At 49.3% G+C, this 14,312-nt stretch carries 14 protein-coding genes and 1 pseudogene; 7 read left to right on the plus strand and 8 right to left on the minus strand.

Annotated features, from left to right (window positions below; translation table 11 throughout):
• The 6 genes and pseudogenes from Q0X35_RS03370 to lpdA form a co-directional block, all read right to left on the minus strand.
• Positions 1 to 326, minus strand: a pseudogene (locus Q0X35_RS03370) (amino acid ABC transporter permease); the annotation flags it as partial.
• Between the two features lie 27 nt (positions 327 to 353).
• A complete protein-coding gene (locus tag Q0X35_RS03375) occupies positions 354 to 1,265 on the minus strand; it encodes an ABC transporter substrate-binding protein (protein WP_297565427.1) in 912 nt (303 codons plus the stop codon).
• Between the two features lie 208 nt (positions 1,266 to 1,473).
• Positions 1,474 to 2,898 carry a type I glutamate--ammonia ligase gene (gene glnA, locus Q0X35_RS03380; RefSeq protein WP_297565429.1) on the minus strand — a complete coding sequence of 475 codons (1,425 nt, stop codon included), beginning with the start codon at positions 2,896 to 2,898 and terminating at the stop codon, positions 1,474 to 1,476.
• Between the two features lie 24 nt (positions 2,899 to 2,922).
• Entirely contained in the window at positions 2,923 to 3,630 is a 708-nt protein-coding gene (locus Q0X35_RS03385) for a DUF4191 domain-containing protein (RefSeq protein ID WP_297565431.1), read from the minus strand.
• Positions 3,631 to 3,681: 51 nt separating this feature from the next.
• Positions 3,682 to 5,094 carry a 2-oxoglutarate dehydrogenase, E2 component, dihydrolipoamide succinyltransferase gene (gene sucB / locus Q0X35_RS03390; protein WP_297565434.1) on the minus strand — a complete coding sequence of 471 codons (1,413 nt, stop codon included), beginning with the start codon at positions 5,092 to 5,094 and terminating at the stop codon, positions 3,682 to 3,684.
• Positions 5,095 to 5,116: 22 nt separating this feature from the next.
• Positions 5,117 to 6,487, minus strand: coding sequence for a dihydrolipoyl dehydrogenase (gene lpdA / locus Q0X35_RS03395; protein WP_297565436.1), 1,371 nt, complete (start codon positions 6,485 to 6,487; stop codon positions 5,117 to 5,119).
• Positions 6,488 to 6,659: 172 nt separating this feature from the next.
• On the opposite strand from lpdA, the gene Q0X35_RS03400 reads away from it, so the two are divergent.
• Positions 6,660 to 6,953 (plus strand): oxidoreductase, encoded by a 294-nt coding sequence (locus tag Q0X35_RS03400; protein ID WP_297565439.1) that lies wholly within the window; start codon positions 6,660 to 6,662, stop codon positions 6,951 to 6,953.
• A gap of 18 nt (positions 6,954 to 6,971) precedes the next feature.
• On the opposite strand, the gene Q0X35_RS03405 is transcribed toward Q0X35_RS03400, so the two are convergent.
• Both Q0X35_RS03405 and Q0X35_RS03410 read right to left on the minus strand, forming a co-directional pair.
• Positions 6,972 to 8,453, minus strand: a complete 1,482-nt coding sequence (locus tag Q0X35_RS03405) for a leucyl aminopeptidase (RefSeq protein ID WP_297565441.1) — start codon at positions 8,451 to 8,453, stop codon at positions 6,972 to 6,974.
• A 58-nt stretch (positions 8,454 to 8,511) separates the two neighbouring features.
• Positions 8,512 to 9,198, minus strand: a complete 687-nt coding sequence (locus Q0X35_RS03410) for a DUF3043 domain-containing protein (protein WP_297565444.1) — start codon at positions 9,196 to 9,198, stop codon at positions 8,512 to 8,514.
• Positions 9,199 to 9,316: 118 nt separating this feature from the next.
• On the opposite strand from Q0X35_RS03410, the gene Q0X35_RS03415 reads away from it, so the two are divergent.
• The 6 genes from Q0X35_RS03415 to Q0X35_RS03440 form a co-directional block, all read left to right on the plus strand.
• Positions 9,317 to 10,660 carry a dipeptidase gene (locus Q0X35_RS03415; protein WP_297565446.1) on the plus strand — a complete coding sequence of 448 codons (1,344 nt, stop codon included), beginning with the start codon at positions 9,317 to 9,319 and terminating at the stop codon, positions 10,658 to 10,660.
• 28 nt (positions 10,661 to 10,688) lie between these two features.
• Positions 10,689 to 11,852, plus strand: coding sequence for a hypothetical protein (locus Q0X35_RS03420; RefSeq protein ID WP_297565447.1), 1,164 nt, complete (start codon positions 10,689 to 10,691; stop codon positions 11,850 to 11,852).
• A gap of 83 nt (positions 11,853 to 11,935) precedes the next feature.
• Complete coding sequence (gene erpA / locus Q0X35_RS03425; RefSeq protein ID WP_297565450.1) at positions 11,936 to 12,286, plus strand: iron-sulfur cluster insertion protein ErpA; 351 nt, start codon at positions 11,936 to 11,938, stop codon at positions 12,284 to 12,286.
• A 49-nt stretch (positions 12,287 to 12,335) separates the two neighbouring features.
• Positions 12,336 to 13,283 (plus strand): FKBP-type peptidyl-prolyl cis-trans isomerase, encoded by a 948-nt coding sequence (locus Q0X35_RS03430; protein ID WP_297565453.1) that lies wholly within the window; start codon positions 12,336 to 12,338, stop codon positions 13,281 to 13,283.
• 90 nt (positions 13,284 to 13,373) lie between these two features.
• Positions 13,374 to 13,799 (plus strand): two-component system response regulator, encoded by a 426-nt coding sequence (locus Q0X35_RS03435; protein ID WP_297565455.1) that lies wholly within the window; start codon positions 13,374 to 13,376, stop codon positions 13,797 to 13,799.
• 49 nt (positions 13,800 to 13,848) lie between these two features.
• A partial coding sequence (locus Q0X35_RS03440; RefSeq protein ID WP_297565457.1) for a 6-phosphofructokinase occupies positions 13,849 to 14,312 on the plus strand: 464 nt, incomplete at its 3' end.

Here is a 14,312-nt window from a genome sequence, read left to right on the forward strand (position 1 = left end):
ACGGTCGCTACTGCCCGCAGTACCGGATTGAGCGAACGGCGCATTATAGCCATAGTTACTGCCATAATAATGCCGAGTATCATCGCTAATACGGTGAGAGCGAGTGTCCAGGCGATAGCTTCTAAGATTTGCGGCTTGAAAAGCACTTCCCGCACTACGCCCCATTCATATTTCGGATTAGTAATGAGCGTATTTATAATCATTACGGCGATTCCCCCCGCAATTAAAGCGGAGAACCATCTGCCATAATGGCGCACCGGCACTGCTTTAATAAGCTGCGGATGCTCTATATCTGGAGAATCTTTTATCGTTTGCATAATATCCATACCGGGAACGAAACTGATTATTTCAAATTAATTCTTGGGGTTCAGTACCGCTTCAGTTGGTACACCTTCTTTAATTCCCCAGGTGCTGAAGATATTGGCTAAGTGTCCATTCTTGATTAAATCCTGAATAGCAGCTTGGATAGCTTTCGTAAGTTGTTCGTCATTCTTGGAAATTGCTACGCCAATTCCGGCCATATTATCTGGCTCACCTATTACTTCCAGCGCTTTATTGCTGGTCTTTACGGCGTATTCGGCTACAGCCGAGTCCGCGTAGAAGGCCTTCAACTTTCCACCGGCCACTGCCATGGTAACTGCGGATTCTTCACTGTAGCGTTGAATTTGCATCTTCTTGTCGCTTGGGCATTTATCGTTGAGCGCATCAATAGTTTCATCCTGGAAAGTGCCCTTCTGGACGCCTACTACAGCTCCGCAGGGATTCTTCGGATCGAAGCCATCCGGATTGCCGGCTTTAACTCCCCACAGCGAACCGGTGGAGAAGTATTGCACCATATTTACTGCTTCGAGACGCTCCGGAGTAATTGTAAAGTTGGCAATACCTACTTCGTACTTGGTACCAATACCGGCAATAATGCTATCGAATTCTGAATCCTGAATATCGGCTTCTAGCCCCATCACTTTCGCGAGGGCTTTTGCGAAATCCACATCGTAACCCTGCGCAGTTTTCCCATCGGGGGCATAGAACTCGGCGGGGGCATAGAATACGTTATCGCCAATAGTTAATTTGCCGTCTGCCTTCACTGCATCTGGCACCATTGCGGCGATTTCATCATTGGTTTTTACTCCACTGAGGTCGGTGGCGAGTACTTCGGTATTCGCTCCGGCGTTTGTATCTTTTTTATCTGCATCGCCACTGCCGCCACAGGCCGCTAGAGAGAGGGCGAGGGCAGAGGCGAGAAGAATAGCTGCTGTCTTGCGCATGATTTGCTCCTTTAGTTGTTGAAGATATTTATTACTATATACATAATTATGCGTAAGTGTGTATATATACTCAATTTGTGAGGTGTTTCGCTTTTTTGGTATGGGAGGGGGAAAGAGAGACGCAGGGAAAATAAAACCCGCTGCCAGAAATTATTCCAGCAGCGGGGCTTAGATTTTTCCTGTCGCGGTGAATAACCGCAGCTAGTACTTACAAATCGTAATAGAGTGAGAACTCGTAGGGATGCGGGCGCTGGCGCAAAGGCTCAATCTCATTTTCGCGCTTATAAGAAATCCACGTGTCGATTAAATCGTCGGTGAATACATCGCCTTCGGTGAGGTAATCATTATCGGCGCGCAAGCATTCCAGAGCTGCTTCCAAAGATTCCGGTAACTGATCGATAAGTGCGTGCTTTTCCGGAGGAAGCTCGTATAGATTCTTGTCGATAGGAGCCGGTGGCTCAATTCGATTGCGGATGCCATCTAGCCCAGCCATTAATTGCGCAGCAAAGGCTAGGTAAGGATTAGCAGAAGGATCTGGAGTGCGGTATTCGACCCGCTTAGCTTTTGGAGAATTACCCGTCACTGGAATACGAATACACGCAGAACGGTTGCGGGCGGAATACACCAGATTCACTGGCGCTTCGAATCCGGGTACGAGCCGGTGGAAAGAATTAATAGACGGATTAGTGAATGCGAGCAGGGAGGGAGCGTGGCGCAAAAGACCACCGATATACCACCGTGCTAAATCAGAAAGCCCGCCATAACCGCGCTCATCGTAGAAAAGTGGCTTTCCGTCTTTCCAGAGGGAATGATGGCAGTGCATTCCCGAGCCATTATCTCCATAGAGCGGTTTTGGCATGAAAGTGGCAGTTTTTCCATTTGTGAAGGCAGTGTTCTTGATGATGTACTTAAATTTCATCATATCGTCGCCTGCTGCCTGCAAAGTATTGAAGCGGTAATTTATTTCGTGCTGCCCGCCGGTGCCTACTTCGTGATGTTCCCGTTCAATCTGGAGGCCTGCCTGCTGGCAAAGGGCGGTCATCTCATCGCGCAAATCCACTATTTGGTCATTGGGTGGGACGGGGAAATATCCTCCCTTTATGCGCGTCTTATAGCCTAAATTACCGCCTGCTTCAGCTTTGCCAGTGTTCCACCACCCTTCGCGAGAATCTAAAGAGTAGAAGGCGCGCTGCGGAGAATCTTCGAAGCGCACTTCGTCAAATACGTAAAATTCTGCTTCGGCTCCGATATATACGGTATCGGCAATGCCGGTAGAGCGGAGGTATTCCTCAGCGCGGGCAGCTATTGTGCGTGGATCGCGCCGATAAGGCTCTCCGGTAAAGGGGTCTACCACGGCGCAGTTAATAATCAGCGTCTTATGGCTGCGGAAAGGATCTACGTAGGCGCTGGTTAAATCAGGTAGTAAGCGCATATCGGATTCGTGAATCTCGGTGAAGCCGCGTATCGAAGAGCCGTCAAACATGAGGCCTTCGGTTAAATCAGTTTCCGATATTGCCGTTGCCGGCATGGCAAAATGCTGCATTACTCCCGGCAAATCACAAAAACGAAAATCCAAAAATTGGATATCTTCTTTTTCTATAAAATCTAGGGCGCCGGAGACGTCAGCAAACATAAAAATACTCCTCAATATCGCTTCTTAGCCACGCATAGCGCGCCGACTTACTTTCATCTTTGTGGGATCTATACCTTTGGGAATTGGCAACGGATTAGTGCCCACTGCATCGAAGCGGGTTACTAAGGCGGCTACCTCTTGATTCGAAATATTCTTCGGTAATTTACGCAAAGCTTTCTGTAAATTTCGGATCGGTATCTGCCCTTTTTCTTTCCCGACCTTTAGGGCATGTACCGGGGCAGAAGGAGCGATGCGTTTAATAGCGCGCCGTTCTTCGTTCAATAATTTATTTACGCGATTAGCAGGACCCTCTGATATTAGTACTACCCCGGGGCGCCCAATCGCACGGAATACCATATCCTGCGTCTTTACATTGAAACGTACTGGCTCTTCGGTGATTGCCCAGCCCCGCTTCAATTGGCTGAGTACCGCGCTGACTGCTCCCGGCATATCTTCTAGCTGTTTGTAAGAGGCATACTTTACTGCCTGCGTCAGCACTACGAGCGTGAGCAACAGTGCCAAGAGGAGACCGCTTATGGAGAAAAATATCCAGCTCTTCGTGACGGCTGCGACGATTAAATTGACGAGGAGGACACCGCAAAAGGTGCCAGCCAGCGCAAAAGGAAGCCAAGAATAACTGGTTTTTGCTACTTTATAAGCTTCAGCTAAGTAAGAATACCAGCGCTTTTTCTTCGGCTTTTTTGCTTTTGCTTCTTTATCGTTTTTAGCCATTATTCCCCTCACTTGTGGCAGTGTTCCTTTATCTGCTTACTCTATTCTAATTTATACGCCAAGCTCAGCAGAAAAATCTGCTTCTTCTAAACGGAGTTTTACATCACGTAAATATCGAGAGGCATCTGCTCCGTCGATAATGCGATGGTCGTAGGAAAGGCAAAGATAGCACTTAGAACGGATAGAAATAGTTTCATTTCCATCTTGATCCTTTACTACCCCGGGGGCGCGGTGAATCACACCCGTACCTAAAATAGCTACATTAGGCTGATTGATAATCGGCGTATCCATGAGTGCGCCAATTGATCCGGTGTTAGTGACAGTGAAAGTAGAGCCGCGTAACTCTGCTGGATCTATTTTTCCGCTGCGGGTACGAGCAGCTAAATCAGCTACTGCCTTGGAAAGACCGGCGATGTTGAGATCGCCTGCATTCTTAATCACCGGCACATACAGCCCTTTTTCGGTATCTACAGCCACCCCGATATGCTCACGGTCGTGATAAATGATTTCCTCATCTACGAGTGAAGAATTAATAATCGGATGGGCTTTCAAGGCTTCCGTGGCCGCTTTGATAAAAAACGGCAGATAGGTGAGCTTAGTATTTTCCCGCGTATAAAAAGCATCTTTTGCTTTGGCGCGCAGTTGCACCAGCCGCGTCACATCTACTTCCATGACGGTGGTGAGTTGGGCAGAAGTTTCCAACGAGGAAATCATATGGCGAGCAATAGCCTTCCGCACGCCAGTCATTTTTTGCTTTGTACCGCGTAGAGCGGCGGCCGCTGCCGCTTTCTCTAGTATCTGTGCTTTTACCGAAGTTGCTTCGCTCCCTACTTGTGGGGAAATACCAGAAATGGCCGGAGCGGCGGTTGGCCGGGCTGCTGCGGCCAGCACATCTTGCCGGCGAATCCGGCCGCCGACACCGCTACCTTCTATTTTGCTTAAATCCACCTGTTTTTCTTTTGCCAATTGGCGCACAATCGGCGTCACATAGGCGCGGGCTGAATTATTCGCTGCGGAGGAAATTGGCGCAGTTGCTGGTGCGGTTTGGGCATTTTCCGCAGCGGCTTCGCTATTCGCCGGTGCCGGAGGAGCGGTCGGAGTGGAAGGAAATGAAGAGAGGGATTCTGCAGTGGAATTGGTAGGGGAGGCTGCGGCCGGAGTAGCGGTGGCACTTTCTTCCGAATTTGCATCCGTATCAGCATTTAGAGAATCAGCGGGGGCAGCCGCATCGTTTTCAATACGCGCAAGTTCCGCACCTACTGCTACAGTTTCCCCAGCTTCTACGTAGATTTCCGCCAGCACACCTGCCGCCGGAGAAGGCACTTCGGTATCTACTTTATCGGTAGAAACTTCCAGCACTGCTTCATCGAGTGCAATAGCTTCGCCTACTTTCTTTAGCCGACCAGTGACGGTACCTTCCGTGACCGATTCGCCAAGTGCCGGCATCTTAATAATTTCTGCCATTTTATTTTCCGTTTCTTCCTCTTTACCCGTGCAGTGGTTTTCCAGCTAAAGCCGCAATAGCTTCTCCGATAGCTTCATTCTGGGTGGGATGTGCATGAATGAGATCAGCAAAATCTTCTGGATAAGCCTCCCAGCCTACCAGTAGTTCTCCTTCTCCTATTTGCTCTCCTATTCGCTTACCTAATGCATGAAATCCGAGAATAGGGCCAGATTTTTCGCGCACTAGCTTGATAAAGCCTTCGCTTCCGAGAATACGAGACTTGCCATTTCCCGCCAAATTGAAGCGGGCAGTTTCGATATTTTCTGCGCCATATTTAGTTTTTGCTTCTTCTTCACTCATTCCCACCGAAGCGATCTCCGGATTAGAGAAAGTGACGCGGGGGATATTCTGCTCTCGAAGTGGGCGAGGATTAAGACCGGCGATTTCTTCTGCCACGAATACCCCATGTAAAAATCCGCGGTGTGCCAGTTGCAGCCCCGGCACTACATCGCCCACCGCATATATATTTTCAATATTGGTGGCTAAGCGTTCATCGGTACACAAAAAGCCTTTTTCTCGCTTTAATCCGAGTTCCGTGCAGCCGATATCGTCTGTGGCAGGGGCGCGTCCAATCGCGATAAGCAGATAAGCAGCAGAAAATTCCTGGCCGTCTTGCGTGCGCACCCGTACGCCGTCTTCATTTTCTAGTACTTCGGCAAAAAGAGTATTGAGATAAAAATCGATACCGCGCTTGCGGAAGGCGCGCTCCAAGGCGCGAGAAATTTCTACATCTTCATTCGGCACCAGATGCTCTAGTCCCTCAATAATGCTGACTTTCGCTCCGTACGAAGCCCAGAGAGAAGCGAACTCCACTCCGATTACGCCGCCACCTAATACGATGACGCTTTCTGGCACTTCTTTTAGCTCGAGTGCCTCTGTAGAGGTGAGTACGCGTTTAGTTATTTTTTGCCCTAAGGTGCGTGGATAAGATCCAGTGGCTACCACGATATTCCGCGCCGTAATATTTCGATCTGCGAGAGCAATAGTGTGGGGATCGGCTAATTTGCCTCTTCCCGCAATGACGTCTACTTTCCGGCTGTGCAGCAGACCTTGTAATCCTTTATGCATCTGGGAGATGACGGAATTTTTATAGGCATTTACTTCCGCCATATCTATTCCTAAAAACTGGCTCTGCACGCCTACCGCGGCGCTCTGGCGCACTTCGTCTGCCACTTCGCCGGTGTGTAGCAGCGCTTTTGCGGGTATACAGCCGCGGTGTAGGCAAGTGCCGCCCACTTTGTCTGCTTCGATAAGTGCAGTCTCTAATCCCAGCTGCCCAGCGCGCAGCGCCGCCGCGTATCCACCGCTGCCAGCTCCGAGAATAGCGAGGTCATATATTTTTTCCGCTGTCACTGCCTATTTTCTCCTATACTCACCGCAAGATTACCAATATTATTGAACCACACTGCCTATATTTTTCCCACTGCGGCACTGAGAAATTTTCTATACTAGAATTTCTAACGCAGCGATAAAAGCAGTAGGGCTCTTACATACGGCTCACTTAGAGTGCAAAGAGGAAGAGAAAATGCAGATTCCCTGGGGTAAAAAGAAAAAGGCTCAGCAAGAGCGCCAGCGCTATCTACAAGAATTTGTAGATACCCGTGCCGAGGTGGAGGGCTATTTTGAAGCAGCTACGCCCCGCAGTCCTGCTGCGCTATTGCTGGTGGCCGTAGACGGGGAATGGACGCGCCGGGCCGTAACAGATTTAACTGAAGCGGCGAAAGTGGCTGCCGCGCTGGGGATTTCTCTCTATGACGTAGCTAGAGATGGTTATCCACCTGCTATGCGGCAATGGAATCAAAGCCACTTAGAAAATTAAGGTTATTTCAATCCCACTTTAATTTTGGCACTTATTTTCCAGATGCTGCACTAATGTGCGAAGCATTATGCCGGTAGCTCCGGCTGGTGTATAACCATAAGCACTTTCATTATTGAAGGCCGGCCCGGCAATATCTATATGTGCCCACGGCGTATTCCCTACAAAGTTTTGCAAGAAGAGCCCAGCCACGAGCATTCCCCCGGGGCGCTTTCCGGAGTTTTTCATATCAGCTATGCGGCTGTGCAGTCCGGTGGCTAAATGTGCGGGTAAAGGCATTTCCCAAGCGGCTTCTCCCGCCGTATCGGCAGCTTGGCGCACGGCTTTTCGAATTTCCGAAGTGCCCATAATGCCACTGAGGCGTTCACCCAGCGCCACCACAGCTGCACCGGTGAGAGTGGCAATATCTATTACTTCATCCGGTTCTTCTGCACAGGCCATAAGAAGACCATCTGCTAGTACTAAACGCCCTTCTGCATCGGTATTATTTATCTCTACCGATTTCCCATTGCGGTAGGTGATTACGTCATCAGGGCGAATAGAAGAGGCCGAAACCATATTTTCCGCCAAGCACAACCACGCCGTCACGCGAATAGGCAAATTCAAACGCGCCGCACTAAGTGTAGCTGCCAAGACGGTGGCTGCGCCCGTCATATCCGTCTTCATATCCACCATAGAAGTAGGTGGCTTCAGAGAATAACCGCCACTGTCGAAAGTAATTCCTTTCCCTACCAAGGCGATAGAATAATTGGCTTGCGCCGGTGCCCATTCCACGCGTACCAGGCGCGGCGGCGTGGCAGATCCCGCACCTACCGCTGCTATTCCGGCAAGTTGTTCCTTAGCTAAATCAGCTCCTGCGAATACCTTTGCTTGGCAACCATACTTTGCCGCTTCCGCTACCGCGATATCTGCTAAATCTTGCGGATTCAAATCGCGCGCCGGCGTATTTACTAGATCGCGTACTTGGTATACTGCCTGTGCAATCAGCTGTGCTTTGGCAATAATTTTTTCTGGATTTTCCACCGCAGAGAGCACGATAATTCTTTCTAACTGTGCCTTCTTTGCTTGCCGATAGGAAGTAAATTGATAGGCGCCCAGCAGTGCACCTTCTAAAATAGCTTGCAGCTGATCTGCGCGATTGTGGGGAAGCGCAATCACTACGGGGGAAATAGTGGCGTCTTTTTCTTGGTATTTGCTGAGTGCCTTTTGCCCCGCGCGGATAGCGGCTCCGGCAGCTTGGCGGAGCGCATCTGAGTCAGTTTCGGTTAAGCCAGAAGCGATTAAGGGATAGCGCGAATCGAGCGGAGAAGGAATAAGGCAACTCTCTCCGAGAGTACAATCTGCGCCCACAGCGGTAAGGGAAGAAGAGAGTTGCGTTAAAAATGTGGAATCTGGGATATTACTCAGCACCTGAATCTGGTGAGAATCTTTTTCCTCTTTTATGCCGACGGCGAGCGGAGCTGCCAGAGAATCTAATTTTTCCACTACTTCTATACTGACCATTATCTTTTCCCTCTCTCAAAAATTGCTCGCCGCTCGTTTCCTCTCCGAAGAGGCCGGTCTATTTCTTCTTCTTATACGCACGTTGCGCGCGATAGGCGGCCTTTATATCATTCCAGCTCACTCCTTCTGGAAATTCTCCGCGTTTTACTTGCGGAGAGGGGAGGCGCCAGCGGCGAAAATAAAAGCCGCGGCCAAACATTTGCATTAGATAACCGCGCGGCACATCGGCAAATCCGAAATGATAGCCAGCGAGTAATTTTGCCAGTTTTGCCACTATGAAAGAATGCAGGCCCATCAGAATGAAAAGTGCGTAGAGCAGAGGCACGCTGTAGCGCGAAATTTGTGGTAAGCGCACTTGCAAAAACATTAAGGGCAACATGAGCAGAATCGCAATCGGCATAAACATAGCCGAAATAGGAGCGGAGGCATCTACGAAATCTCGACCCCACCGGCGAATTTTTCCTTTATGCTGCGGCGGCATATGCGTCTCATCGCCGCTGCGCATAGCTTGCTGCTGGCGCTGATAGAGTTCGTCATTTTTTCGGCGGTTTTCTTGCTTCCAGGCTTTCTTTTCGCTGCGGCTCATCCGGCGCCGATCTGCTACGATTGGGCGACGATTACGAGCTTCTACGTCTCTCCGCTTGGGAGTAGGCACACCTTTGGGTGGGGTATAGCCTCCCGCGAGCTTCTGCGGGGTCTTTTCTGCTTCTTTTTCTGGGGCAGATTCCTTCTTTTTGAATATCAAGAAAACATCCTTTACTCGCTAAACAGCAGCTCCCTTATTCTAGCTAATTCCGGAATAAAATACGTAACCGGGATTATTAGCCTGGGCGGCCTGAGAAATTCTGCTTTAGAATGGAAATATGAATATAGATGAAGTGACTTTGCAAGTGAAAAATAATTTTTCTAAATGGCAAAGTAAATTAGTAGATTTGGTGGCGATTCCCTCTATCTCGGTAGATTCTTTTGATCAATCTACCTTGCAGCGTTCGGCAAAGTGGATTGCGGCAGAAGCAGAAAAACTGGGGCTTTCGGCGCAGATAATAAACTTAGAGACCGATTCTGGTAAAAAAGGGCGGCCAGCTATTTTGGCGCAGCGCCCGGCGGCACCGGGGAAACCGACGGTACTGCTCTATGCCCATCACGATGTACAACCCACCGGCGATTTAGAGCTCTGGAATACGCAACCTTTTCAAGCTGTAGAAAAAGATGGCCGGCTATTTGGGCGGGGCGCAGCTGACGATAAAGCGGGGGTAGTCCTGCATCTAGCGGCAATTGAAGCGGCCCATCCCGGAGTGGGAATTACGCTTTTCGTAGAGGGAGAAGAAGAGGTAGGTTCGCCAACTTTCGTCGATTTCCTCCATACCTATAAAAAAGAATTACAAGCTGATGTGATAGTCGTAGCTGATTCTAATAATTGGCAGGTAGGTATTCCTTCTCTCACTACCTCGCTCCGTGGAGTAGTGCAGATGAGTGCGCGGGTAGCAGTGTTGGACCACCCGGTACATTCGGGAATGTATTCCGGGCCGGTAATTGATGCGGTCACCGTGGCCGCTCGGCTTATTGCTACTTTTCATGACGAAGCTGGGAATATCGCTGTGGAGGGCTTAGCTCAATCTGATACTGCCACCGTTGATTATGAAGAAGAAGTGCTTCGCAAAGATACCGGTATTTTGGATGGAGTAGAGTTTGCTGGCAGTGGTTCGCTCACTTCGCGGCTCTGGACTAAACCGACTATTTCGGTAATCGGCATGGACGTAACTCCGAATGAAGTAGCTTCTAATACGCTGATTCCGCAGGTGGAATTCACTCTTTCGCTGCGAGTAGCTCCGGGGCAAGATCCGCGGGCAGCGGCGGCGGCTTTAGAAGAGCATATGCGCACGCATGTGCCTTTTGGAGCGCATATTGATGTGCGGGTAAATGAATGCGGCCCTTCTTTTATTGCTGATACCGATTCTCCGGCGAACGAAATGGCTCATTGGGCTCTGCATGAGGCCTGGGGAGTGGAGCCGATAAATATGGGTATTGGGGGTTCGATACCTTTTATTTCGGATTTAGCTGAGCTATTCCCAAATGCGGAAATTTTGGTGACGGGGGTAGAAGATCCAGATTCGCGCGCCCACTCCGCCAATGAATCTTTGCATCTAGGTGATTGGCAGAAAGCGATTACAGCCGAAGCACTATTGCTTTCTAAGCTCGGGGAGTAAAATCCCTGCTCGGCTGCGGAAATAGTCGATGAATATCTTATTACTGAGCCTACCGCTGCCCGGTTTGACTGGGCAGCAAGTAGCCGATATTGCGCAGACAGCTTGGAAAGAAGTGCGCCCAGAGGATACTCTGCAAATTTTCCTTTTCACGGAAGGAAGTCCGCTTCCAGGCGTGGGGAGTGGACTAGCGGAGGTATACGAAGCGGTGGCGGGGGAAATTACTCCGCTCCCGCTTCCATATCCCGCTTTTTCGGTGGCGCAGGGTCGGCATGCGGTAATAGATTGCGCCACCACCCACAGCTGGTATGGCCAAAAATCTTTGACTGGCTCCACTGCTGACCTAGGAAAAGCTGTACAAACTTTGCCGGAGTTCGGAGTGGAGAGTCTACATCTGCACTTACCGCGCTTCATGGCGCCTACGGATTTAGGGAAAGGATTTTTAGGCAGTTTTTGCGTATCTAAAGAAAACAATTTAGCTGGCAGCTATCTGGCACTGCGCCGCACCTTACAAGAGCTGCAGGCGGTAATTACCTTTGATACGCCGCAAGTGCTGGACGGTATTTCGGGTATGGCGCGCAGCTGGATGCACTACGGTATCCCCGGAGAAGAAGCGCAAGATTTTTCGCGGCAAGTCGGGGAGTGGGTGCATAAAATAGGGAAAATAGCCGATCACTACTATCCAGATTTGCTCAGCGCTCAAAGCGTGGAAAGCCGCGAATCCAATTTTTCTATCCACTCGGAAAGTTCTCCGCTTTCTGCGCGCTCTGCCCATTCTGTTAATTCAGGTGTAGGCGGTGGAATAGGATTCTTAGGCGCTCTCTGCGATATTCCCTGTTGGCCGCTAGGTGAATATTTATATACAGCTCATATCGGAGTGGAATTGCAGGAAGCTATGGCCACTGCTGATTTAGTGGCCTATATCGGGGGAAATATAGCAGCCGATTTTCCGGCCGGTTTACGCCAGATTGCGCAGGTGGCAACCCAGCGTGCTATTGCTTGCCTCGTGCTCACGGATTTTTCTACTCTGCGCCGGGGAGATATTCCGCAATACGGGCTAGCCGGCTGCTATGAGCTGCATCCAGAAGCCGCTTTTTTACCGCTACCGCAGTATATGCAGTTTCCAACTGTGCAGGTTACTCCGGCCCAATTAGAGCAGGCGGTGCAGCGTTTAGCGCACACTTGGGGCTGGTGATACTCAGGGTTGGCGCACTCTTTAGGAAAAGACTAAAGTAACTTTTTAGGACTGCCTGCTAAAAATATAAGAGAGGAAATTAAATGAGCGATAAGCAAGAACCAGCTACGCATGGAGTATTACTTACTGAGGCGGCGGCTGCGAAAGTGAAATCTTTATTAGAGCAGGAAGGCCGGGATGATTTGCGTTTGCGTGTATCTGTGCAACCCGGGGGATGCTCGGGGCTTATTTATCAGCTTTATTTTGACGAGCGCCTTTTAGAGGGAGATTTACTTCGCGAATTTTCGGGGGTAGAAGTTGTGGTAGATGAGATGTCGGCGCCTTATTTAGATGGCGCTACGGTCGATTTCGCTGATACGATTGAGCGGCAAGGATTCACTATTGACAATCCAAATGCGGTAGGCACCTGCGCATGTGGAGAATCTTTTCACTGAGATATTTCCCAATATTTTTTAAGGTAAATCTGCGATTAAGGACAAATTCATGAAGCGTAAAATTACTGCCCTTTTCCTAGTGGGAATTCTAGCCTTTGGCATTGCTGCTTGTAGCGGCTCCGAATCTGGAAAAGGAAAAGCAGATAAGCTCCCGGCTTGGAACGGCGAAAAATTAGAGTTAGTGGGGAAGGATGCCAGCACAAAGATAAAATTTCCCGCTACTAAGGCGCCGGAAAAATTAGAGGTGCAGGTGGATAAAGCCGGTGACGGTAAAGAAGTAGCTGCAGATGATTTTGTAATCGCTCATTACGTAGGGCAAGTTTGGGGTAACGATAAACCTTTCGATTCCTCTTTTGAGCGGGGAGTTCCGAGTGGATTTTCATTAAATCAGGTGATAGCAGGTTGGAAAGACGGTTTAGCTGGGCAAAAAGTAGGTACACATTTAATGCTTAGCGTGCCGGCTAATTTAGGATATGGTCCGCAGGGTGGAAATAAGAATGCGGGTATCGGGCCGGAAGATGTAATTTCCTTCTATATAGAAATAATCGATTCTTATGGGCGCAATCAGGCGGGTGAAGCTAATGCAGCCAAAGAAGCTGATATTGCCAAACTTCCAGTGGAGATTACCGGAGAATTAGGGGCTCCAATAGAGGTGAAAGTAAAATCGGGAATCCCGGAGCCGACTGCCCAGAAAGCTACGGTAATCGCGCGTGGTAGTGGAAAACCACTCGGAGACAAGAATACTACTGCTTATATTCAGTATGCGATGTCGTTCTGGGATAACTCCAATGGGGAGAGTACCTATGTATCTACTGGGCCGCAGCCAGTGCAGATTGGTAGTGGAAGCGTATTCGATTCTCTAATCGGAATTCCGATAGGATCGCGAGTGCTCATCGAGAAACCAGCTACTAGTGATACTAAATCGCCGACTGCGGGGGCATATGCAGTAGTGGTAGATATTGTGGGGCAGATGGCTGGCCCAGCTCCGCAAGAATAAAAGTAAATAGGTGCTGTGCTCAGTAGCTCAAAAATTAGATTATCGCTACACTTAGAGAGAATGCTCTTTAGCTGCTAGGTAGGAGGAAGAATGGCAGAAAGAGAAGAAAAAATTTCCGCCGAGCCGGGAACCGTCAATGTGATGGTGTATTCCGATAATCGTACGGTGCGGGAAGAAGTAATAGCGGCGATTGGTACCCATCTTGCGAGTGATTTACCCGAAATCAATTGGGTAGAAGCGGCTACTTGGCCAGGAGCGGAATTAAAAGTACAAGAGAGAGAAATTTCCCTTTTGATTCTGGACGCCGAAGCGAAGAAGCTAGGCGGAATCGGATTGGGAAAGAAAGTCCGCGATGAATATGTGCCGGATATGCCTTATATAGTACTCATTGCGCGCCCGCAAGATGAGTGGCTAGCGCGCTCGGCGGCTCCAAATGCTATTTTGCAGTATCCTATTCAACCGCGGGAGATAAGCCGAGAAGCGGCGCGTATTCTGCGCGAAAAGCTCGCTAAATAGTTTTTGAAATAGCTAGTAGGACTTTAATAACGAAAAAGAAAGGGAAACCATGTCAGTTCGGCGGGTAGCATTACTAACGGCAGGTGGCTTCGCTCCTTGCCTCTCTACCGCAGTTGGAGAATTAATTGAGCGCTACGATGCATACGATCCGAGTATTGAAATTATTGGTTATCAATATGGCTATCACGGCTTGCTCACCGGTAACTATATAGTCTTTGACGAAGAGGCTCGGAAGAATGCTGGGGTATTGAAAAATTTTGGCGGATCGCCGATTGGAAATTCGCGCGTAAAGCTCACTAATTCTCAGAATTTAGTAGAGCGCGGTCTTATTAAACCGGGCGAAAATGCCTTGCAGGTGGCTGCCGAGCGTTTGAAGCAAGACGGTGTAGATGTACTCCATACTATTGGTGGCGATGACACCAATACTACGGCGGCAGATTTAGCTGCTTATTTGCATGAGAATGGCTACGAGTTGACGGTAGTAGGCTTACCGAAGACCATCGATAACGATAT

Origin of the sequence: uncultured Arcanobacterium sp., assembly GCF_947253055.1 — a bacterium.
In the GTDB taxonomy this organism is placed as follows: Bacteria; Actinomycetota; Actinomycetes; order Actinomycetales; family Actinomycetaceae; genus Arcanobacterium_A.

Coding starts and splice junctions, on each gene's coding strand:
- Q0X35_RS03375 (WP_297565427.1), bottom strand. CDS start 1,265: ATGCGCAAGACAGCAGCTATTCTTCTCGCCTCTGCCCTCGCCCTCTCT.
- glnA (WP_297565429.1), bottom strand. CDS start 2,898: ATGTTTGCTGACGTCTCCGGCGCCCTAGATTTTATAGAAAAAGAAGAT.
- Q0X35_RS03385 (WP_297565431.1), bottom strand. CDS start 3,630: ATGGCTAAAAACGATAAAGAAGCAAAAGCAAAAAAGCCGAAGAAAAAG.
- sucB (WP_297565434.1), bottom strand. CDS start 5,094: ATGGCAGAAATTATTAAGATGCCGGCACTTGGCGAATCGGTCACGGAA.
- Q0X35_RS03400 (WP_297565439.1), top strand. CDS start 6,660: ATGCAGATTCCCTGGGGTAAAAAGAAAAAGGCTCAGCAAGAGCGCCAG.
- Q0X35_RS03405 (WP_297565441.1), bottom strand. CDS start 8,453: ATGGTCAGTATAGAAGTAGTGGAAAAATTAGATTCTCTGGCAGCTCCG.
- Q0X35_RS03415 (WP_297565446.1), top strand. CDS start 9,317: ATGAATATAGATGAAGTGACTTTGCAAGTGAAAAATAATTTTTCTAAA.
- Q0X35_RS03420 (WP_297565447.1), top strand. CDS start 10,689: ATGAATATCTTATTACTGAGCCTACCGCTGCCCGGTTTGACTGGGCAG.
- erpA (WP_297565450.1), top strand. CDS start 11,936: ATGAGCGATAAGCAAGAACCAGCTACGCATGGAGTATTACTTACTGAG.
- Q0X35_RS03430 (WP_297565453.1), top strand. CDS start 12,336: ATGAAGCGTAAAATTACTGCCCTTTTCCTAGTGGGAATTCTAGCCTTT.
- Q0X35_RS03435 (WP_297565455.1), top strand. CDS start 13,374: ATGGCAGAAAGAGAAGAAAAAATTTCCGCCGAGCCGGGAACCGTCAAT.